This is a genomic window from Qipengyuania sp. (assembly GCF_042095715.1).
Taxonomy (GTDB): Bacteria; Pseudomonadota; Alphaproteobacteria; order Sphingomonadales; family Sphingomonadaceae; genus Qipengyuania.
This window is the reverse complement of record NZ_JBELMO010000004.1, coordinates 65454-87382: the sequence shown is the minus strand read 5'-3', so window position 1 is coordinate 87382 and position 21929 is coordinate 65454. Positions and strand designations below refer to the sequence as shown.

General features: G+C 62.0%; 15 protein-coding genes. 9 read left to right on the top strand and 6 right to left on the bottom strand.

The genetic code is table 11. From position 1 onward, the window contains the following. The first annotated feature begins 98 nt into the window (after nt 1-98). On the top strand, nt 99-1610 hold the full coding sequence (dacB, locus tag ACFDTG_RS02495; protein WP_375289504.1) for a D-alanyl-D-alanine carboxypeptidase/D-alanyl-D-alanine-endopeptidase: 1512 nt from the start codon (nt 99-101) through the stop codon (nt 1608-1610). Nucleotides 1611-1630: 20 nt separating this feature from the next. Here dacB and ACFDTG_RS02490 read toward each other — a convergent pair whose 3' ends face one another. Both ACFDTG_RS02490 and ACFDTG_RS02485 read right to left on the bottom strand, forming a co-directional pair. Next, nucleotides 1631-3952 (bottom strand): penicillin acylase family protein, encoded by a 2322-nt coding sequence (locus tag ACFDTG_RS02490; RefSeq protein WP_375289503.1) that lies wholly within the window; start codon nt 3950-3952, stop codon nt 1631-1633. A 121-nt stretch (nt 3953-4073) separates the two neighbouring features. Continuing rightward, nucleotides 4074-5717, bottom strand: a complete 1644-nt coding sequence (locus ACFDTG_RS02485; RefSeq protein ID WP_375289502.1) for an amidohydrolase family protein — start codon at nt 5715-5717, stop codon at nt 4074-4076. Between the two features lie 165 nt (nt 5718-5882). Between ACFDTG_RS02485 and ACFDTG_RS02480 the strand changes: the two genes are divergently transcribed. From ACFDTG_RS02480 to ACFDTG_RS02465, 4 genes are all read left to right on the top strand, one after another. After that, nucleotides 5883-6767 carry a LysR family transcriptional regulator gene (locus ACFDTG_RS02480; RefSeq protein ID WP_375289501.1) on the top strand — a complete coding sequence of 295 codons (885 nt, stop codon included), beginning with the start codon at nt 5883-5885 and terminating at the stop codon, nt 6765-6767. 99 nt (nt 6768-6866) lie between these two features. Then, the gene (gene dgcN, locus ACFDTG_RS02475; RefSeq protein WP_375289500.1) at nt 6867-7898 is read left to right on the top strand and encodes an N-acetyltransferase DgcN; all 1032 of its coding nucleotides are present in this window, start codon (nt 6867-6869) and stop codon (nt 7896-7898) included. 9 nt (nt 7899-7907) lie between these two features. After that, nucleotides 7908-8891, top strand: coding sequence for an N-acetyl-D-Glu racemase DgcA (gene dgcA / locus ACFDTG_RS02470; RefSeq protein ID WP_375289499.1), 984 nt, complete (start codon nt 7908-7910; stop codon nt 8889-8891). 52 nt (nt 8892-8943) lie between these two features. Beyond that, complete coding sequence (locus ACFDTG_RS02465) at nt 8944-9936, top strand: dicarboxylate/amino acid:cation symporter (RefSeq protein WP_375289498.1); 993 nt, start codon at nt 8944-8946, stop codon at nt 9934-9936. 51 nt (nt 9937-9987) lie between these two features. Here the strand turns inward: ACFDTG_RS02465 and ACFDTG_RS02460 are convergent, their stop codons facing one another. Beyond that, nucleotides 9988-13032: a TonB-dependent receptor domain-containing protein gene (locus ACFDTG_RS02460; protein WP_375289497.1), complete on the bottom strand. Its 3045-nt coding sequence runs from the start codon at nt 13030-13032 to the stop codon at nt 9988-9990. A gap of 393 nt (nt 13033-13425) precedes the next feature. On the opposite strand from ACFDTG_RS02460, the gene ACFDTG_RS02455 reads away from it, so the two are divergent. Beyond that, entirely contained in the window at nt 13426-14646 is a 1221-nt protein-coding gene (locus ACFDTG_RS02455) for a serine hydrolase domain-containing protein (RefSeq protein WP_375289523.1), read from the top strand. A gap of 22 nt (nt 14647-14668) precedes the next feature. On the opposite strand, the gene ACFDTG_RS02450 is transcribed toward ACFDTG_RS02455, so the two are convergent. Together ACFDTG_RS02450 and ACFDTG_RS02445 are read right to left on the bottom strand one after the other, a co-directional pair. Next, nucleotides 14669-16045, bottom strand: coding sequence for an NAD-dependent succinate-semialdehyde dehydrogenase (locus tag ACFDTG_RS02450; RefSeq protein WP_375289496.1), 1377 nt, complete (start codon nt 16043-16045; stop codon nt 14669-14671). A gap of 427 nt (nt 16046-16472) precedes the next feature. Beyond that, the gene (locus ACFDTG_RS02445; RefSeq protein WP_375289495.1) at nt 16473-17264 is read right to left on the bottom strand and encodes an enoyl-CoA hydratase-related protein; all 792 of its coding nucleotides are present in this window, start codon (nt 17262-17264) and stop codon (nt 16473-16475) included. Nucleotides 17265-17372: 108 nt separating this feature from the next. Between ACFDTG_RS02445 and otsB the strand changes: the two genes are divergently transcribed. Genes otsB through ACFDTG_RS02430 form a run of 3 tightly spaced genes read left to right on the top strand, consistent with a single transcriptional unit; the run spans nt 17373 to nt 21326 of the window. After that, the gene (gene otsB / locus ACFDTG_RS02440) at nt 17373-18116 is read left to right on the top strand and encodes a trehalose-phosphatase (protein WP_375289494.1); all 744 of its coding nucleotides are present in this window, start codon (nt 17373-17375) and stop codon (nt 18114-18116) included. Beyond that, nucleotides 18113-19933 (top strand): glycoside hydrolase family 15 protein, encoded by a 1821-nt coding sequence (locus ACFDTG_RS02435; protein WP_375289493.1) that lies wholly within the window; start codon nt 18113-18115, stop codon nt 19931-19933. The genes otsB and ACFDTG_RS02435 overlap by 4 nt, the downstream gene beginning before the upstream one ends. Before the next feature lie 7 nt (nt 19934-19940). Further along, a complete protein-coding gene (locus ACFDTG_RS02430; RefSeq protein ID WP_375289492.1) occupies nt 19941-21326 on the top strand; it encodes a trehalose-6-phosphate synthase in 1386 nt (461 codons plus the stop codon). On the opposite strand, the gene ACFDTG_RS02425 is transcribed toward ACFDTG_RS02430, so the two are convergent. Then, nucleotides 21323-21895 (bottom strand): NADPH-dependent FMN reductase, encoded by a 573-nt coding sequence (locus ACFDTG_RS02425; protein ID WP_375289491.1) that lies wholly within the window; start codon nt 21893-21895, stop codon nt 21323-21325. The two genes, ACFDTG_RS02430 and ACFDTG_RS02425, sit on opposite strands and share 4 nt — an antisense overlap. Nucleotides 21896-21929: the final 34 nt, after the last annotated feature.

Sequence of the window (21929 nt, the reverse complement as noted above, 5' to 3'; positions counted from 1 at the left end):
GCAACCGGTGCGGTTGGATGCGCGACCATCGCTTGCGGTTATGGAGTGTGGCGCAATAGTCGACTGTCGCGGGGTGGCGAGGTGAAGTTAGTGTGCCGATGATGCGAAATCTGTCCCTGATTGCTGCGGTGGCATGGCTCGCCACCGTGCCCTCGTTCGCCCAGTCGCCGGTGGTTCGGCTGCCTGCTCCCAGCGCGCCGACTGCCCCGTCGCTCCCGGCGGAGGCGGGCGATCCGCTTTTGCTGGAACAGGTGCAGGCGATTCTTTCTTCTGCGCCTGCAGGCACGCGATACGGCATGATGGTCGAAACGATCGACGGCAGACCATTGCTGGCTATCGCGCCGGATCAGCGGTTCATGCCTGCGTCCAATACCAAGATCTTCACCACCGTGGCCACCTACGCGCGCCTGCCGGAGCTGCAAGAGCGTGCACGCGGGACGGGGGTGCGGCTGGAAAAGAACGGCGACGTAGTGATCGAGGGGCGGGGCGATCCAAACCTGTCATCCGCGCCGGATTGCGTGGCGGACTGTCTGGCAACGCTGGCCGATGCAATCGCCGCGCGCACCCGGCACGTGCGCGACGTGATCGGCGACGATCGTTTCTATCCCGACGATCGTTGGAGCCCCGGCATGAGCTGGAACAACATCCCCTTCACATGGGGGACCGGCATTTCCGCGCTCAGCGTGGACGACAATGAGTTCACCTTGACGGTCGAGCCTGCCGAAGTCGGCAAACCGCCCCGGCTGTCGGGGAACGGCTATTTCAGCCTTCGCAACGATGCGCTGACGATCGCCGGCGATAAGTCGGACCTCGGCCTGTGGCGGATGCCCGGCAGCCGGGAATTGCGCGTGTTCGGGACGGTTGGCGTGAACACAGAGGCGGACAAGATTACCCTGGGCATAGACGATCCGGCGCATTACGCCGCGTTTCGGCTCAAACAGATGCTGGCCGAACGCGGCGTGAAAGTGACGGGTGAGGTCGAGGCGAGGCATCGCCCGCTTTCGCCGCTCGACGATCCAGAGACGCGCGGCGATGCGCCCGCGCCTGCCACTGCCGAACTTCCCTTCCTCGCCCAGCTCCCGCCGCCAGCTCTGGCCAAGGATGTCCATCGCACCAATAAGGTTAGCCAGAATTTGCATGCCGAGCTGTTGATGCGGCGGCTCGGCAGGCTGTCGGGGGGCGGCTCGATCGCGGATGGCGAAGCGGTGCTGACCGCCGTCCTCACCGACGCGGGCGTTCCCGAAGGCGCCCATTACTTTGCCGACGGTTCGGGCATGTCGACCTATAATCGCGTCACCCCGCGCGCCACGGTCACTCTCCTGCGCTGGGTCGCCGGGCAGCCATGGGGTGCCGAATGGCGCGAAAGCCTGCCGATTGGCGGAAAAGACGGCACTCTGGGGCGGCGTTTCAAGGGAACGGCGCTGGAGGGTACGATTACCGCGAAGACGGGGTCAATCAACGCGTCGCGCGCCTTGTCCGGGTATATGCCGGGGGCGAGCGGACAGATGCTCGTATTATCGGTGTTTGCCAATGATATCCCGCCGGGCGGGGAGGCGGCTGCGGTGGCGGCGATGGATACGGCCTTGCTGGCGATTGCCGCCGCGAACTAAACGCCGGGGGAACGATCCCCTCAGTCGTGTTCGCTGCCGAAGCTAAGGTTTTGCATGTCGGCATCCAGCCACAGCTTATAGAAATCCTGATAGTGGGGTGAGGACGGATCGATCGATTGACCGGGCAACAAAAGCCAGCGGCTCTCCTCCCATTCTCCGACATCGACAGCGAACAGGAAGCTTGCGCCATGCCGCACGTCCCACCCCCCTGAAGACGGGACGCCGCGCGCCATGACAGTGGTGGCATCGCCGCCCGACCGGCCACCTTCGATCGTGGGAAATGCCCGCGCGATCGCCGGCATATGCGCCAGCGGATGCGCGATGGTGACGCGGTGCAGATCGCCCCAGCGCCATTTCGCCGGATCATCGCCGGCCAGCTTGATCGCGTGGTTCCAACCGGCTTCCAAGGCCTCATTCATCAGCCGGTCGCGCTCGAGCGCCGGATCGGTGCCGAGACACGGATCGAGGGTTGTGAGTTCGTCCAACAAAACGGAAAGATTGATACTGGAAACCAGGTCGCGCGCCTCATCCGGCACGATGGCGTAATGGACCAGCGAGCGCAGTTCGGGCAGGACCATTTCATACAGCAGCGCTGCCGCACTTTCCCTGCCGATCTCGCAATCCCACGCCCCCAGCATCGCCGCCGCGTCTTCGGCCCCGGGCGTCGGTTGCTGCGGCAGTAACGTCTTGAGAGCGCGCGCGGGTAGGGACTGAACATCGTGCATCAGCGCGATGCTGTCGGCTATCGAGTGCTGTGGCTGCTCGCTCAGCACCTCCGCAATGCGGTCGTGCCGATAGGGGTCGTTCCAGGTAAAGCTCAGCGGCTTTTCGGCGAAAGCGTAATCGCCGGGAATGTTGTAGGCGTTGGCCGAAGCGATCCAGCCCTGCTCGGGATTGTACAGGCTCGGCATCTCATCGACGCCAAGCATGCCTTGCCAGTCGTAGCGCCCGTCCCCCGGCACCGGAAACAGACCCTCGTGGCCGCTGCGGCGCGGTGCATAGCCGATGGCGTGCCAGCCGATGTTTCCTTCGATATCGGCGTAGTGAAAATTGGTCGGCGAAACATGCAGCTTGAACGCTTCGCGCAAGCCATCCCAATCGCGTGCAAGGTTGATGGCGACAAGGGCGAAGCGCATGTTCGAGCCCGGCAGCATGCTGACCGTGGCGGCGGCAACCGCACGACTCCGGTCGCTATCGCAGGAGATCACCGGCCGTCCGTCAGCATAGCGAAAGGCAACGGTTTCGGGCTGCGCGCCTTTGACCTCGATGACTTCCTCGTACATGTCCAGTTCCGACCATCCATGTTCGCGGCGATAGAGATCGCCATTCTCGGGATCGGTTTCGAGAATGAAGAGGTCGGTCTGGTCGATATGGAAATTGGTGCGACCGAAGGCGTATCGATCGGTGTGGCCCTGCATGATGCCTGGGAGTCCGGGGTATCCGGCACCGAAAACATCCAGACCGGGTGCGGTCAGATGGACGATATGGCGGGGACCGAAACCACCGATGGCAAGATGGGGATCGTTGGCCAGGATCGGCCGGCCGGTGGCGGTGCGTGATCCGGAGACCGTCCACGCGTTGCTGCCCTGGTTGGCATGGTCGGAGAGCATGTCCGCCCGGTCCAGCCCGCCTTGCGTCGGTCGCTCCGAAAAGGGCGTTTGAAGATCGCCGAGAATGCCGAGATCATCGAGGCTGACCGCGCCGACGTCCAGTCCATCCGGGACCTTCGCCACATGATGGGGCCGCAATGGCTCGCGGTAGCGATCGTATTCAAGAAGACCACGCGCCGCCAGCATGGCGCGGCGGATCTCGTCGTCCACATTGCTGCTGGCGAGGCCGCGCATGGCCACGAGCTCGCGCAGATCCCATGGCAGCGGAGCGATGCCGAGGATGCGGTATTCCGGCGTAAGCAAGCCCGGGTCGGCCTGCGTCTCCTCGATGCGCGCATTTACGCCCGCGGCATAGGCGGCAACGCAGGCCCGCACCTCTTCGGGGATGGCATCAAGCTCAGCGTCTATGTCGCCACGGAAATGGAACAGGCGCGCCGCCCGATCCCCGGCCTTGAAGCTGGGCCCAAAAACTTCCGCCATGCGGCCAAGCTGCTGCCGGTGATCGAGGTCGATCTGGAACAACCGGTCGCGCGCCACGAGATAGCCCTGCGCGAAAAACGCATCCCGCTTCGACTGAGCCCGGACATGCGGGATGCCCAATCTGTCGTATGAAACGCGGACAGTTCCATCTAGGCCATCGAGAGTGAGCTTGCCCGGCAAGCGCGGTTTATTGCTGGCCATGCGTTCCCCTGCCACCAACGCCGTGCTCGCCGCCATCACCGTACTCTTCATGATGGCCCGAAATCAGCCGATTTCCCGAATGCTAGGGTCTGCACTGCAATGCAGGCGAATAGATAGGCAGGGGTGCTCCATAGCCGGGGGTTATTTCGCTTGCACAAGCGCCAATCGCACGTCAGCGACAATCAGGGACGGTCGTGCGCAAAAGGACTTTTCCCGCCGCTGCGCCAGTCGCGGAACTGTCCTTCACCGCCATCGTGCCGTTCACGAACAGCGCCTTCACCCCGACGCTCAGTTCGCGCGGCTTGAGATAGTCGGCCCTCGGGGCGAATTCATCCGGATCGAAGACGAGCACGTCGGCGTAGTTACCCGGCTTCAGGTATCCCCGACCGTCGATCTTGTAGATGTCGGCGACCTGCCCGGTCGACTGGCGCACGAAACGGCCAAGGTCGATGGTGTGCTTCTCCCGCACATATTTGCGATATTTCTCCGGATAGGTCGCGAACATCCGCGGGTGCCCGTTGGAGCCGTCCGAAGAGGTGATGACCCAGGGTTGCTGCATCAGAAGTTCGACATCCCTTTCCGCCATGTTGAAGGATGCGACGTCTCCTCCGCTCCCGCCCTTATCAAGGCCGGCTTGAATGATCCGGACGGCGGCGTCGATCGGGGAAACTTCCCAGACGTCCGCCATCTGCGCGAGCGTTTTTCCCGTCCATGGCTGGTTCAGCGCGGTCAGCAACATGGATGATGCCCCGCCGCGCCGTCTCAGGCTTTCCGTCATCGCCTCCTCTATCCGGCGGCGTTGCGCGGGATCTGCAAGCCGCTTCGCAAGGGCCTCCCTGCCACCCGCAAGCGCCCATCCGGGCAGGAGCGAAGCTTCCACGCTGGTACCGGACGCGAGCCAGGGATATTGGTCGGCGGTAACCTCGCTTCCGTTGCGGCGAGCCGCTTCGATCATCGCAATGAGCTGAGGCGCATAGCCCTGAACATCCACGCCCAGAGCTTTGATATGGGCGAAATGGACCGGCATTCCGGCTTCCCGGCCGATGCGGAGCGCCTCTTCGACCGAACCCAGCAAGCCTATGGAATAGCTGGATTCGTCGCGCTGGTGCGTATCGTAGATGCCGCCCCGCCGGGCCGCTTCTTTTGCGACCGCTATGACCTCCTCGGTCGTCGCAAAGCTTTGCGGGGTGTAGAACAGCCCGGTCGAGAGCCCTCTCGCGCCTTCGCACATGGCCTTGGCGACGAGGCGCTTCATCTCGGCCAGCTCCTGCCTGTCGGGCGCGCGGGACTGAGACCCCAGCACGCGCCCACGGATTGCGCCGAACCCGACGAAAGGGATGACATTCGTGCCGACGCCAGCCTCCGTCAGCTTCGCGGCGTCATCCGCCACCTCGGGTGTGCCGCCCCCGTCAACTCCGATGACGACGGTGCTCACACCCTGGTTGAGCCAGGCGGCATTGACGCGCTGCGACCGGGACGCGGAGCGAAGAAACACGTCGGCGTGAGTGTGCGGATCGATAAAGCCGGGGGTGACGATCATTCCGCGCGCATTGACCGTCTGCCTCGCCTCGATGCTGCGTGGCGGGCCGACATAGACGATGCGGTCGCCGCGCAGGGCGACATCGCCCACGAAGGGCGGGCCCTCTCCTCCGTCGTAGATTGTGCCGCCCTCGATCAGGACGGCGGCCGGTGCGACCGAAGCTGCGGAGCGGGTTTGGGCCAGCGGTTGAGTGGCGCAGCCAGAAAGCAGGGCGACCAGCCCCGCCGCTAGCAATTTGGACCTGGTTTTGCGCTTAGAGGGGGTGATGGGGGGCAAGTCGTAAACTCCAGCTTGGCAGCGCGGCGCAGAACCCTATGATCCCGCATCACAAGGCTCCGGCAAACACAGGCGCTTGTCCATACCACGGCTCGAGCGCGGCCATAGCCTGTCCGAATGATTGCGGTATCGTGGTCGAAACTGAGGTAACAAGGTCCGTAGTCGATGAATTTACGGCAAATCGAGATTTTTCACGCCGTCTATCTGCATGGCACTGTCAGTGCGGCGGCGCGCGCACTCAACGTGTCGCAGCCGTCGGTGACGAAGGTCCTGCGGCATGCGGAGGCCTCCATTGGTTTGCCGCTGTTCGAGCGGGCCAAGGGCCGCCTCGTTCCGACCGAGGACGCCCGCACGCTGTTTGGGGAAGTGTCCGATATTCAGGAGCGGGTGCGCAGCTTTCGCCGCGCGTGCCACAACCTCAGGCAGGGGAAGGGCAGCGTCTTACGGATTTCGGCGCTGCCGTCGCTGGGATTGGGCGCAATTCCCGAAGCGGTGGCGCGGTACATGGCCGGCCACGAACATATCATGTTCGACCTGCAGACATCGCATCACGACGAGATCCTGCGCCGCCTGTACGAACGCGAAACCGATATAACGATCAGCTTCGCCGTGCCCGCGTCGGCGCCAGTCATGCATCAGGTGATCGGCGAGGGAGAACTGGTCGTGCTCTTTCGCGAAGAGGATTATCCCGATGCCCCCCCGCGTCTTCACCTTCAGGATCTGGCCGGTCGCAACGTCATCAGCCCAGCCCAGAGCGGTCCGATCGGGGACCTGCTCGCGGCCGAACTGGAGCGGCTCGACGTCCGGCTGACAGAGACGATCTCGGCCCGCACCTATTACATCGCCGCGGCCCTGGTCCACGCTGGCATGGGGATGGCGATCGTCGACAATTTCACCGCCGAAGCTTCGCTCGCGAAGGGACTGGTCAACAGGCCGTTGCAACCCGCACTGACCTTCAACGTCAACGCGGTTCATCTGGAAAACCGCCCTCCGCCACGGGCAGCGTCGGACTTCCTTGCGCTGCTGGCGGAGGTGATGGAGGAGCTCTAGGCGGGTGCCATAAGGTCAAGCTATAGGGTTGCCCTTGCGCATTCTATGGGCGCTGCCGTCCTATCGGGATAGCCACCGGGCTCCTGGGGATGACATGCCATGACGATAGCCACACCGTACCTGCTTTATCTGGGCCGCTCGGTCGATCCTGCCGATGTGAAAACCTCGCGCGGGATAGCCGCCTTTCGCCCGGACCTTTGCGTGGGCGAATTTCGCCAGGATGCCTGCCCGCTTTCGCTGGGCTTGCCCCGCATGAGTTTCGATCAGGCGGTCGCGGCAGGGGCGCGAACTTTGGTACTCGGCATCGCGAATGCGGGCGGTACTTTGAACGATGCGCTTGTCGAAGACGGAGTTGCCGCGCTCGAGGCCGGACTGGATCTCGCGGCCGGGCTGCACCACCGGCTGTGCGATGAGCCGCGCCTTCGCGAAACCGCTCGCCGACTTGGACGAGCGTTGCACGATGTCCGCGTCCCCCCGGCGAACATTCCGGTCGGAACGGGGAACGTAAGAGCGGGCAATCGCCTGCTGACGGTCGGTACCGATTGTTCGGTCGGCAAGATGTATACCTCGCTGTGCCTGGTGTCGGCTTTCAAAGCACGCAACATCGCAGCTGATTTCCGCGCGACGGGGCAGACCGGTATCCTGGTTGGGGGAAGCGGCGTGCCGCTCGACGCGGTGGTTGCGGATTTCATCTCCGGTGCGATCGAACAGCTGGCGCCTGCGCGAGCCGACGATGGCTGGGATGTGATCGAGGGGCAGGGGTCTCTTTTCCATCCTTCGTTCGCCGGCGTTTCGCTAGGTCTGCTGCATGGTGCGCAGCCTTCGGCGCTTGTCATGTGCCACGACCCTTCGCGCGAGCATTTGCGTGGAATCCCCGGGCGTGGGCTGCCTGCGATCGCCGACTGCCTCGCCGCCAATCTGGAGGCCGCGCGCCTCACCAGTCCGACAATTCGAGCGGTCGGTGTGGCCCTCAACACCTCCGCGATGAATGAGGATATGGCGCAGCGCGCGTGCGAGACGATCGGAGTTTCAGTCGGGCTGCCGTGCACAGACCCCTATCGCATGGGCGTCGAACCCATCCTCGACTATCTGCTCACGGGGGACCGTACCCCTGTCGACGCCGCTGCGTAGACTGCTCGTATGCGCCTCTCCCTCACCGTTACCAGCGAATCCCTGCCACTGGCGCGTCCCTTTCGCATATCCCGCGGGATGAAAACCGTTGCGGACGTCGTGGTCGCGACGATCAGCCAAGATGGCGTGGAAGGGAGGGGGGAATGCGTCCCCTATCCCCGATACGGGGAAACAATCGAAGAGACGGTGGCGACAATCGAAAATCAACGTGCGTCCATTGAAGCCGGGGCAGGGCGGCGCGATTTGCTTGAAACGATGTCGCCCGGCGCGGCCCGCAACGCACTTGATTGCGCGCTCTGGGATCTGGAGGCGAAGCTAACCGGACAAAGCGTTTTCGAATTGGTCGGGACCGATCGCCCGGTTCGCGTAGAGACGGCGATGACCGTGGGGCTGGATACGCCCGAGGTCATGGCCAAAGCGGCGCGAGAACTCGCCACTTCGCCGCTGATCAAGGTGAAGGTCGACGCAACCGATTCGGCCGCACAACTGCGCGCAGTACGAGAGGCCGCGCCATTGCCGAGATTGATCGTCGATCCCAACGAAAGCTGGTCCATATCGCAGGTCGATGATCTGCAGGGCCTGTTGCTCGAGCTCAGGGTCGATCTGCTCGAACAGCCCTTGCCTGCGGACAATGATGGTGCGCTGCGCGGCTATGTCTCGCGCGTACCGATCGCCGCCGACGAAGCGCTGCACACGCTGTCTGATCTTGCTGGTCTTCCCGACGGCTACAATGTCGCGAATATCAAGCTCGACAAGGCGGGGGGGCTCACCGCGGCGCTGGCTCTCGCCGAGGTGGCGCAGGCGCGGGGCATGCAATTGATGATGGGGTGCATGATCTCGTCGTCTCTGTCGATCGCTCCCGCTATGACGCTGGCGCCGCGATGCAGCTTCGTCGATCTGGATGGCCCGCTGTGGTTGTCGAGGGACCGGGAGGGCGGCATCTCGGGTTCTGAAGGCTATCTCACGGGTCCAGCACCGCAGTTCTGGGGCTAGCCAGCAACCGGCGGCGCTTGCCAAGCGCGGCCAATCACGCGACCGGAGGGGCATGAGGGGTTTGATCGGGATATGGCGCGGCTGGCCGCTTTGGCGGCGAGTGCTGGTGGGTCTGGCGGGCGGAATAGCGCTAGGTATCTTCTGGCCGAACGCGACGCCCTGGTTTGCATTCGCGGGTGACCTGTTCGTTCGCCTGATCAGGATGCTGGTGGTCCCCGTGGTGTTTGTGAGCATTGCAGCCGGGGTCGCCGCGCTGGCTGACCCGCGCAAGCTTGGTGCGGTCGGGGGGCGCACCCTGCTGATCTTTGCCTTCACCACCGCCTGCGCGGTCGCGATCGGGATGACGCTGGGTCTCGTATTGGAACCCGGGGCGGGGGCCGACATCGGTAGCGCACAGCCGCACATCCTCGGCGAGCCAAAGCCATTGTACGATCAGTTCATCAGCATTGTCCCGGTGAACATCGTCGAGGTTCTGCTCCAGGGCGACATGCTGGCGATCATTTTCTTTGCCATGGCTTTTGGCTTCAGCGTGGTGCTGGCTGGAGAGGAAGGCGAGCCGGTCGCTCGGTTTCTCCAGTCGACGGCGAATGTCCTGTTCCGCCTCGTCGGCCTGATTATGGAGTTGACGCCCTATGGCGTATTCGCCTTGATCGCCAATGCGGTTGCGCAGAATGGAGTCGCGGTCTTCGCGAATGTCGGCTGGTTGGCGCTTTGTGTCGTGCTCGGGGTGCTCGCGCAGATTGTCCTCATCCACGTTCCGATGCTGGTTTTGTTGGCGAAGCGTTCGGTGGGCCGTTTCTTTCGCGCTGCGCTCGATGCCCTCGTCGTGGCGTTCTCGACCGCCTCCCTTTTCATGCTTGCAGCGGTGCTGGCATCGGTTGGCATTTCGCCTGCGCAAACCGCGCTGGTGATCGGCTTCGTCCTGCCCTTCGATCGTCTTCTGGACATGACCCGGACGGTTGCGAGTGCCAGCGCCAACCTGACCGTGACGGCCAGCGTGGCGCGCCTGCAACGCGAAGATCCGAGCGACGCACCGGGGCCATAAGAAAGGCGCCGGAGCCGAAGCCCCGACGCCATTTCCTCTTCAGCAGATTGCTTAGAACTTCACTTCGGCAAGGATCGTGAATGACCGCCCGCGCGGGTCGGCTACGCGCGGTTCCCACGAGCTGCCCGCACCGGTGTTGCTGTCATAAGTGATCGCAAACGGCGGATCGGTATCGAACACGTTCTTGATACCCGCGGTCAGCTTGAACGCGTCGCCGATCCGCTGGGAAACGGTCCTGTTGTAGATGATGTAGTTATCAACGCGCTCGTTGTACCCTGGGCGATTCACCGTCCCGTTCGCGATGCCAGGCAGAGCCTGGTTTTCATACCCGTTGCGGAAGATCTGTGAGAACGTGGCGGTGAAACCGTCACGCGAGTAGCTGACCCAGGCGTTGTGCTTCCATTCGAGGCCGAGATCGCCGGCAAAGGTGAACTTGCCGATCAGGTCGTCGAACGGTGCGGTCGGAACCAGCTTTTCCTTCTTTTCGAGCAGCCAGGTCCCGTTGAGCCCGACATCGACGAAACCGCCAAACGCATCGAAGTTGCCGGCCAAAGACACCTCGAGGCCCTTGGTACGACGCGAACCGATGTTGTCCGCTGTCAGGTCGACGAGGGTCAGTACGCCGTTGGTGCGAGTGAAGCGGCTTTGATCGAGGAACTGGATATTTTCCAGGGCCTGACGCAGCGTCAGAGACCCGATCACGTCGTCCACATCGATGGACCAATAATCGACCGAGGCACTCCAGCGAGGAGCGGGACGGATCACGACGCCAACCGAATACTGCTCCGATGTTTCGGGCCCGAGATTGGGGTTTCCACCGAAGAGTGTGTCAGGCGTGATCGCTTGGCAACCAGGCGCGCTGCTGACAACACCACTGGGGCAAGTCGTCGGGTCAACCAGGGTGTTGCCCGGATTAGGGCTTTGGCTGACGGCATTGAAAATCTGGTTGAATGTCGGGACACGGAACCCCGTGTTATAGGAAGCCCGGAACATCACCCAGTCGAGCGGCTGGAACTTGGCCGTGAACTTGGGATTGAAGGTGCTGCCGAAACCGGTGTACTCGTCCACCCGGGCAGCGGCGGTAAATTCCAGCGCATCAAACACCGGGATCAATACCTCGGCGTAGGCGGCCTTGACCGTGCGAGATTTGTCCCGGAGCGCGTTGGCGTTGTCGAAAGCGACGTTGAAAATTTCTGGCTGGGTGAGTTCGGCGTCGGGCGAGCCGTTAAAGCTATATCCCTCGCGACGGTAATCGACGCCGACTGCCACCTGCACCATTCCGCCCGGCAGTTCGAACAACGATCCGGAAACCGAGGCGTCGAACTGAAGGACATCGTATTCACCGCCGTAGAGAACCGTGCCGTCGGCCGATACCGACTGGAGCAAGGCCAGTTCCTGAGGGGTCTTCGTTTCCGAGAAGATGTTGATCAGGCCGCTATTGAGCAGGCCGACAATACCTGGTGCTGACGCGCCAGGGGCCGTGGGCGCACGCGGATCGATCTGGCCCGCAGCGGTTGCCCCGGTACCGGAGGCGAGAGCGCGTGCGGTCGAAGAGAAAATGCCGCGGTACGAATAACCGGTGCCGAGCAGAGAGTTCGCCTCGCTCTTGGCGTAGGATCCGCCTGCTCGATAATCCCAGCTTCCCCCGAGCGGGCCTTCAAAGAACAAGCCGGCGCGGAAGGTTTTTGTGTTGGTGACATATTCACGTGGTCCGCAAGCGGTACAGCGCCAGCGATAGGCGATCGGCTTGCCATAATTTCCGACCCCGTCTGCTGTGCGATCGCCGACGGCACCGATCGTGGGGAATACGGCGGCCAGCTGATCATACACACTGTTATAGACCGCCGAAGTGTTCGAATTGAGCGGATAATACAAGGGCGTGGTGCTGGTGTTGCCGGCGTACTGATTAGACGAGAACTGCTTCGAGGAATCAGCATCGGATCCGGTGATTTCAGCCGAGATCTGGTGTTCGCCTAGCGCAACCGTGGCACGTCCGTAATAGGTGAGGGTCTCCAACGGTTGCTGGATAAGCGCCGCACGCCCTGTGTCCCAGGCGCAGGCATAAAACGCCGGGTTGTTAGCCCACAGCTCATGATCATATGCCATGCCGCCATCGAAACTTTCGCACCCGGCGCCGCCCGGCAGGTCGAGCGTGTTGATGCCGCCGGTTGCTTGGAAGGTCTGCCCCGGTATCGGGAGCGCGACGCCGCTCAGCAGGCTACCATTCGGTGCGAAGATTGGGTTTGCTCCATTTGGAAACAAGGTGGCAATCGGCGTGCCGCGTGTGTCGATCGAAAGGCCGCGCTCGGGCTGATTTCCGTTGACGAAATCTCGGGAGTCGCCGCGGAGTATGCCGCTCCAGTTCTTGCTGACGGACGCCATGACGTTAAAGCCCTGTTCGGCCAGATCGCCATATCCGGCCGTGCCGGTTATGCGATAGGTCGGGCTGTCTCCGCGCTCGGTAATGTCGGTATAGCCAGTGAGCGCGAACCCTGTGAAATCTTTTTTGGTGATGAAGTTGATCACGCCGCCGATCGCGTCGGTGCCGTAGATGGCAGAAGCGCCATCCTTGAGCACTTCAACCCGCTCGATGGCCGCAAACGGTACCTGGTTAACGTCCACTGCCGAGCCGGTTAGACCATGCGCGGCAACGCGGCGCCCGTTCAGCAGTACGAGTGTGGCGGCCGAACCTTGTCCACGCAGGTTGGCGGACGACAGTCCGTTGGTTCCGCGTTGGGCGCCGCTGGTCACGTCGGAATTGGAGGCAAGATTGTCCGCACCGTTGCCATTGGTCGACAGGTAGGAAATCAGCTGTTCGGGGCTGTTGATGCCCTCGCGCGTCAGGTCTTCGGTGGTGATGACCTGAAGAGGCAGGGCGCTTCTGGTGGGATCCTGTCGGATGCGCGATCCGGTCACGATGATCGACTGACTGGGTGAAACATCCCTGTCTTCATCACCACTGGTAATAAGTGTCCCATCCTGCGCCTCTGCATTCTCGGCAGATTGTGCCTGAGCCGCCGTTGGCGCGACCAGTGCCATGGTCGCGAAAGCGCATGTGGTTGCAAGTTTGGTGCGAAATGAAGCAATCGTACGCATGTGGGCCCCCTTAGTGTCCTATAATTGCAGCTTGCACCTAAAAACCGCATTGTTGCAAGCCGATATAATTCTATTTCAAGCACCTATAACCAGCAGGTATTGCGCCGTTATAAGGGATTGAAAAGTAGGGCATTTTTAGAACTGGTTTGCAAAGAGGCGTAATTTGCACTGGCGCAAACAGTGTTCTTAGGGTCACACCGAACGATTATCCTTCGGGATAAAAACCTCCGGGGAGTTTCGGTGATTGTGAGGCACTCGAAAACGATGGGCTGGCAGCTTCAAAATGGGCTCGGTCGAGATTTACGGGATCGCTCGACTTCCGCTGGTGTCAGCGCAATGGAATTGTCGCGACGATGCTGGCGATTCATTGCTCTGCTCACCCTTTCCGTGGCTATGCCGATTGGTAGCGCAGCGGCTCAGGAGGACGTCGATATAAAGACGCAGGACCCGGTGGCCGAGGTGCGGGTGACTTTCGACAAGACAGGCGTCCTAGAAACCGATGTCGCCGGACTTGCCGACTTACGCAGCGGACGAGCCGTGACGGCAGAAGACCCGGTTCGGGTGGCTTCCATCTCCAAGCTGGTGACCGCGATCGCGGTGATGCGCCTGGTCGAAGCGGGCAAGCTGGATCTGGATCGCGATGTGTCGGCTGATCTCGGCTGGAAGCTCCGAAACCCCTCCTTCCCGGATACCCCGATCACCCTTCGCCTGTTGCTGTCGCATCGGTCCAGCCTGACTGATACGATCGACTACGTCCTCCCGCTCGACGCGGATATGGCGCAAGTGCTCGCCGAGCCGGAGGCGTGGGATGCCGACCACGCCCCGGGTGGCTATTTCCGCTATACCAATTTCAATTTCCCGGTCGTCGCTGCGGTGATGGAGAAGGCGACCGGGGAGCGGTTCGATCGCCTGGTCAGGCGCTTGGTGCTGGATCCGCTCGAAATCGAGGGCTGCTTCAACTGGCTCGACTGTGACGCGGCATTCGCGGGACAGACAGTAGTCCTCTATCGTGAAAGAGAGCCGGTCAAGGACGATAACCACGGCTTCACGCCCGATTGTCCCGTAACTCCGGCCCGCGATGGCTCGTGCGATATAGCCGCGACCTGGGCGCCGGGCAGAAATGGCGCGATCTTCTCGCCACAGGGCGGTTTGCGGATTTCGATGATCGGGCTCGCGAAGATTGGTCAGCTTCTGCTCGGCCGGGGTAGCGTCGACGGAACGCAGTTGCTCAGCCCCCAATCCGTCGAGACGATGCTCGCACCCCTGTGGACCTTCGACGGGCGAAATGGCGACACGCAAGAAGGTGCAGGGAATGGCGACAGCCAGTCCGGCTTTCTGTGCCGCTACGGTCTTGCCACCCAGACTCTGGCAACAAGCGCGGATGGCTGCCACGACGATCCCTTCGGTGATGGCCGCGAACGCGTTGGCCATGCCGGAAGCGCTTATGGACTCAAGTCCGGCCTGTGGATCGATCGTCAGTCCGGGACGGGCATAGCCTATTACGCCACCGATGTTCTGGACGACGATGCCGGCAGCCGTTCCGCCTTCACGCGCATCGAAGAACAGCTTGCGGGCGCGGACCAGCTCACTGCCGAAAACGACAGCGAGCCTTGATGTCCGAAACAGCGGGCGCGGTTCAAGCGATCTTGATCGACTTCACGTTGACGAATTCCTTCAAACCCTCCGGCCCGTGCTCGCGTCCGTATCCGGAATTCTTGACTCCGCCGAACGGCAGGTTGGGCGTCGCAATGTCGTAGCAATTGATGAAGATCATCCCGGTATCGAAGAGGTCTGCGGCAAGGCGTTTCGCCTTCTCCACGTCCTTGCTGAAGATGCCTCCGCCAAGCCCATACCGGCTGTCGTTTGCAATACGCATCGCGTCATCGTCGTTCTCGGCCTTGATGATGGAGGCCACGGGCCCGAAAAGCTCATCATCATAGGCGGGTTGTCCGGGAGCGACATCGGCGAGCACGGTTGCAGGATAGAACCATCCCTTGCGGTCGGGAACTTCACCTCCGACCACAAGCCGCGCGCCCTTCGACACGCTTTCTTCGACCTGCTCGTGGAGCTTGTCGCGCTGATCCTTGGAAACCAGCGGACCTAGCTTCGTGCCCTTCTCGCTGGGATCACCCATGGTGATCGCGCCGAACTTTTCAGCAAACGCATCGAGAAACTTGTCGTAGTTCTTTGCGGTGACGATGAAACGCTTGGCGTTCACACATGTTTCGCCATTGTTGTAGAGTCGCCCGGCGACACAGGTTCTAACCGCCAGATCGAGGTCGGCGTCGTCAAGGACGATGTAGGCATCGTTGGATCCCAGTTCGAGGACCGTCTTCTTGACATGCTCGCCGGCCTTGGCCGCTACCGCCCGGCCGGCCTTGTCGCTGCCGGTCAATGTAACGCCCCTTACGAGGTCGTGCTCGATAATTTTGTCCGATTGGTCGTGCGAAATGAGGAGTACGCCGAACAAGCCCTTCGGCAGCCCCGCACGTTCGTACAGATCGCGCAGGAAAAGCCCGCTTCCAGTGCAATTGGCGGCATGTTTCAGCAGCACCCCATTTCCCGCCATGAGACTGGAAATCGAATAGCGCACGGCCTGATAGCACGGGAAATTCCAAGGTTGGATCCCGTAGACCACGCCGATCGGGGCGTGAACGACCAAGGCGCTGCCCTCGTCCACTTCGCGTTCCTCATCCGCCAGAACCGTGGGGCCATTGTCGGCGGTGTAATCGCAAATGGCCGCGCACAGTTCCACTTCGTCCCGGCTGTCCTTGAGTAGCTTGCCGACTTCACGGGTCATGAGTTCGGCGAACTCATCCTTGCTGTCACGCAGGGCTTTGCCGATCGCGCGGATCACCTCGGCGCGATCCTCGAGACTGCGCAGGCGCCAATCCAGAAATGCCTCGTGGCTCGCCTTCACCACATCTTCCGCTTCGGCATCCGACATGTAGTCGCGCGATGCGATCGTTTCTTGGGTGAGCGGATTGATGGTGACGATTTTTTGATCGGTCATGGGAGTGTGTCTCCGAGTTTATATTTGGCTGAAGAAAGAGCCGGCTCACCGGCTCGCTGGCAAAAATCTCTAGATGTGGCGCCGCTCACAGGTCCAAAGCGACGCATCCTCTAATGCGCGAGGTGACGCGACCGGGCTCGAGCCGCCGAGATCGAAAGGACAAACGGTCGATTGACGATGCGTCATCGTCGACAGCCGGATGAGCGGCATTGCCACGTCAAGTGCTCGTCCTGGCGGTTCCGGTAGGTCAGTTTGGATGTTTGGCAGATACTAGGTGCAGAGGATATCACGAGAACTCAAAGCGCCAGCACACGCGTGGTTCCCTTCCCGCATCGTGGGAACGCCGTAAGGTGTTGCGCTCTCGATCAACTCTTCGATCGTATCCGGGGCTCGACCAATTGGCAGCCTTCGCCCCGCTAAACCGCGTTCAGCGGCCCTTGAATTCGGGCTTGCGCTTTTCCAGAAAACTGCGGACGCCTTCCCCAAAATCTTCGGTATTCCCAGCCACGCGCTGCGCTTCGGCTTCCAGCGCCATTGCTTCGCCCAAGGTGGTATTCTGCGCGCCGCGGACCAGCTTGCGGATCAGGCCCATCGCCTTGGTCGGTCCGTCGGCAAGGCGTTTGGCCATTGCCTTGGCCTCGTCGGCCAATTCCTCGTCGGCGACACTGCGGGTAATGAAGCCGAGCTCCGCAGCTTTTTGGGCGGGAATGCGTTCGCCCAGCAACATGGCCTCCATCGCCCGGGGCACGCCGGCCGACTTGCTCAGGAGCCATGTCGACCCGCCGTCGGGTACCAGCCCGATATTGACGAAAGCCTGAAGCAGATAGGCGGACTCGGCCGCGAGGATGATGTCCCCGGACAGTGCGAGCGAACAGCCGATGCCCGCTGCGGCACCGTTGATCGCGGTCACGATCGGTATGTCGAGCGCGGCGAGCGCCGCGATGGTGGGGTTGTAATGCGCTTGCAAGGCGCGACGCGAGGCATCACCGGGCGAACCGCCCTCGAAAGAGCGCCCCCCCAGGTCGGCACCAGCACAGAAACCGCGACCAGCTCCGGTTATCAGGAGTGCCCGGGCGCCTTCGTTGACGATGGCATCGAGCGCGATCCGGATCTCGCCGAACATCGCAGGCGTTGCCGCATTCATCCGGTCGGGCCGATTGAGTGTAATGGTGGCGACAGGGCCATCCTGATCCAAAAGGATCGTTTCGTATTTCGACATCTGCCTCTCCCAAATTGCGGACTGTTTCCGCTTGCCTGAAGAATTCGGTCCGCAGTTGCAACGCAAACCGCACCTTGCACGCCACGCCGTGTGGCTTAAGGCGCGGGGATGCCGACTGCCGACGCCTTGCCGGAACCGCCCCCACTCGCAACCCTCGCCGCAGAAGGCGATGTTGCGCTATTTCTCGATTTCGACGGGACGCTGGTGGAACTGGCCGAATCGCCGGATGAGATCGTCGTACCCGCGGACCTTTTGAATCGGATCGAGGCGCTCGCAAAACGCATGGATGGCCGGCTCGCGCTGATAAGCGGTCGCGCGATTGTCGACATCGAAAAGCACCTGGGGCCGGTCGCGTTGTGCTGCGCGGGCTCTCACGGCGCGGACGTGCGCGCGGCAGGGGGCAAAAGATTGGGCGATGCGGCCAAATCGCTTCCCGATGGCATAGCCCGACAGGTGGAGGATTTCGCTCATGCCAATCATCTTCGTTATGAAGAGAAATCGCATGGTGCCGCGCTCCACTCCCGTGGCCGGCCCGATCAGGAAGAAATGGCCGCTGACTTTCTCGACGATCTGGCGGAGGGCACGGAATTGACCGTCTCCCACGGCAAGTTCGTGGCGGAAATCCTGCACGCAGGAACGGACAAGGGGACCGCGGTCAAGGTCTTCATGCGAAGCGCGCCCTTTGCCGGCGCGCGGCCCATCTTCATAGGGGACGATGTGACGGACGAAGATGGCTTCGCCGCAGTCCGCGAGGCTGGGGGACTTGCCATCACGGTGGGCGAGCGCGATTCGGCGGGGGCGGACTATGGTCTTGCAGATGTTGCCGCAGTGCACCATTGGCTTGGCCTATGACAGCGAACCAGGAAGCATCGCCTGCCCGCCAATCCTCCCTGAACCTTTGGCCAATCGGCAATTGCCAGGTTTCCGGCCTGATCGACGATGCCGCCGGCCTCGTGTGGGGCTGCATTCCGCGCGTCGATGGCGATCCGGTCTTCTGTTCGTTGCTCAACGGAGACCGCCAGGATCAGGGTGTCTGGCGGATTGAACTGGAAGGCCAGGTTTCCGCTACTCCCCGATATGAACGTAATACGCCGATCCTTATTACGCGGTTGGAGGCGGAAGACGGCAGCGCGGTGGACGTCGTCGATATGTGCCCGCGCTTCGAACGCGTCGGGCGGATGTACCGCCCGGTGGCATTCCTGCGCATCGTTCGCCCGGTGGCGGGATCGCCACGGATACGCGTCACCCTGTCACCGATGTGTGGCTATGGCAGCGAACAGGTCAAGACCACGAACGGGACCAATCACATCCGCTATCTGGTCGGGGACCAGGCCCTGCGGCTGAGCACGGATGCTCCGGTCGGCTACGTTTTGGAACAGCGTTGGTACCGGGTCGAAAGCGATCAGCACTTCTTCCTGGGCCCTGACGAGCCCTTCAGCGGCAATGTCCGGTCCGAGACTCGGCGGATGGAAGCGAATACCCGCAAGTACTGGCAATTGTGGGTGCGCGGGCTTGCGACGCCGCTCGATTGGCAAAACGAAGTCATCCGCTGCGCCATCACCTTGAAACTTTGTCAACACGAGGAAACGGGCGCCATCGTTGCGGCCCTGACCACGTCGATTCCTGAAGCGCCGCACAGTGAGCGCAACTGGGACTACCGATATTGCTGGATTCGCGACAGCTATTACACGGTGCAGGCGCTTAACCGTCTGGGCGCGCTCGACGTTCTGGAGAAGTATCTCGCCTATCTGCGCAACATCGTGGACAATGCGCGGGGCGGTCAGATCCAGCCCCTCTATTCCGTCATGGGCGAAGATGCGCTGGTCGAAAGCGTCGCTCCGGATCTCGCCGGGTATCGCGGGATGGGGCCGGTGCGCATGGGCAATGCTGCCTACCGCCAGGTTCAATACGATTGCTACGGGCAGATCGTAATGCCGACCGTGCAGGGCTTCTTCGACAAGCGACTGCTGCGCATGGCGGACGGGCGAGATTTCGAGAGCCTGGAGGAAGTTGGCGAAGCGGCCTGGGCCAAGCATGACAAGCCGGACGCGGGCCTGTGGGAATTCCGCACGCGGCAGGAAGTCCATACCTATTCCGCCGTCATGTGTTGGGCCGCCTGCGACAGGCTGGCCAATGCAGCGCGGCATCTGGGGCGCGAGGACCGCGCCGATTTCTGGGAACAGCGTGCGGCCGCCATCCGCGCGAAGATCGACAGCGAGGCCTGGGTCGAAGACGGTGAGGGCGGGCACTATGGTGCGAGCTTCGAGAGCGATTATCTCGATGCCAGCCTGCTTCAGATGGTTGAGCTACGCTATCTGGAGCCAGGGGACCCGCGCTTCAAATCTACGTTCGAGCAGGTAGAAAAAGCTCTGCGACGTGGCGAACATATGTTGCGTTACGCCACGGAAGACGACTTTGGTGCCCCCGAAACTGCGTTCAATATCTGTACCTTCTGGCTGATCGAGGCGCTCGCGCGGTGCGGCCGCGGAGACGAAGCCAGGGGCTTGTTCGACATCATGCTTGGGCATACCACGCCATCAGGCCTGCTTTCGGAGGACATGGACTTCGAGACGGGCGAATTGTGGGGCAACTTCCCGCAAACCTATTCGCTGGTAGGAGTGATCAATTGCGCAAGTCTGCTTTCCAAGAGCTGGAACACGATACGTTGACGCTGCGGTGAGCCGGCTCGTCATCGTTTCCAACCGTGTGGCCGTCCCCAAGGCGCGCGGTGTGAGTGGCGCACAGGGCGGGATGGCCGGGGCGCTAAATGCGGCGCTCAAAAAGACAGGCGGTCTCTGGTTCGGCTGGTCGGGCGAAGAGGCGGAAGAGCCGGGCGAACCGAGCGTCGGTGAATACGATGGCGTGACCATGGCGACCATCGATCTTTCGCATCAGGAAGTCGAAGAATATTACAACGGCTACGCCAACCAGACGCTTTGGCCGCTGTTCCATTACCGTGTGGATCTGGCCCGTTTCGAAAGGGAGACCGGGCGCGGTTACGAGCGGGTGAACGAGCGTTTTGCCGATGCCTTGGCGCCTCTGCTGAAGCCCGACGATGTCATCTGGATCCACGATTATCACCTGATTCCGCTGGGGGATGCCCTGCGTCGGCGCGGGTTCGAGAACCGCATGGGCTTTTTTCTCCATACCCCATGGCCGGCCAGCAGGCTGTTCGTTTCTCTGCCCTACCACGAAAGGTTGGTTGAAACGATGCTGGCCTATGATCTGGTCGGTTTCCAGAACGACGAATGGTTGAGCAGCTTTCTTCACTATTGTCGCTTTGAATTGAAGGCGGAGGTCGATGAAGATAGCGGACGGATCGTCTCCAACGGGCGGACCACGATCGCGCGCGCCTACCCGATCGGGATAGACTACGAGCATTTTACCGGCCTCGGTGACACCGGAGAAGCGAAGCAGGCCCAGCAACGCGTGATGTCCAGCACGCGCCGGCGCATCACCATGATCGGGGTCGACCGCCTCGATTATTCGAAGGGTCTACCAGAGCGAATGGATGGGGTGGGTCGCTTCTTCGACCGCTGGCCGGAGGCGGTTCAGGATCTGGTCTTCATTCAAATCGCGCCGGTGAGCCGCGAGGATGTGGAAAGCTACAAGCGTATTCGTGCCGAGCTGGAGCAGAAGACCGGCCAGATCAACGGCGCGCGCAGCCGTATCGATCTCGTTCCGATCCGCTATGTAAACCAGGGCCACAGCGCAGAGGAACTGTTCGGCATCTATCGCGCTAGCAAGGTGGGGCTGGTGACGCCCCTTCGCGACGGGATGAACCTGGTGGCGAAAGAGTATGTTGCCGCGCAGGATCCGGAAGATCCGGGCGTTCTCATTCTCAGTAGGTTCGCAGGCGCAGCGCAGCAGCTCGGTTTCGAAGGGGAGGGTGCGCTGCTCGTCAACCCGCATAGTGCCGACGAAATAGCGGATTGTATTCGCCAGGCGCTCGACATGCCTCTGGATCAGCGAAAGGCACGCTGGGAACGCATGCATGCCAATGTGAGGGACGAGAACGTTCAGCGCTGGACGGAGGATTTCACTCTGGCTTTGGCGGGCTAGACCTGGCCCAGCCGGGATAGCGCGCGCGCGCCCTCCAGCACCTGCTGGCCAACGAGAGCGAGTTGCGCGCAGGCACGTTCGTCACTGCATTGCCCCTCGGCATCGAACAGACCTTCGTAAGCGCGGATCGTGGCCCCCATCGGCGTGGGCCAACCGCGCAAGGCATGCGCGATTGCCCGCAGGGTTCCCAGCGTACTCATGCTCGCCTGCACGCCCGCCGCCGTGGCGATGAGGCCGACCGCGCGGCCATGAAGATAGGGCCTGCTGTCTCCAGACAGATCCTCGAGGTAATCAAGCGCGTTCTTCACCAGGCCCGAAATCGTACCGTGATATCCGGGTGCGGCGATGAGGATGCCATCGGCGCCCCTTACGGCTTCCACGAGTTCGCCGCCGCTGCCGACTTCATGACCGGCACCTCTATAGTGGGCGAGCCCAGCCAGATAATCGCCTCCGAAAACCTGCACCTGCGCGCCCGCTTGCTCGGCCGGGCGGGTGGCGAGCCGCAAAGCGTGTTCGGTGGTGCTGCCTTGATTGACCGTGCCGCCGATGGCGACGATGCGGAGCGTCATTCGAATTCCCTCTTTTCTCGCCCTTAGCGGGCAA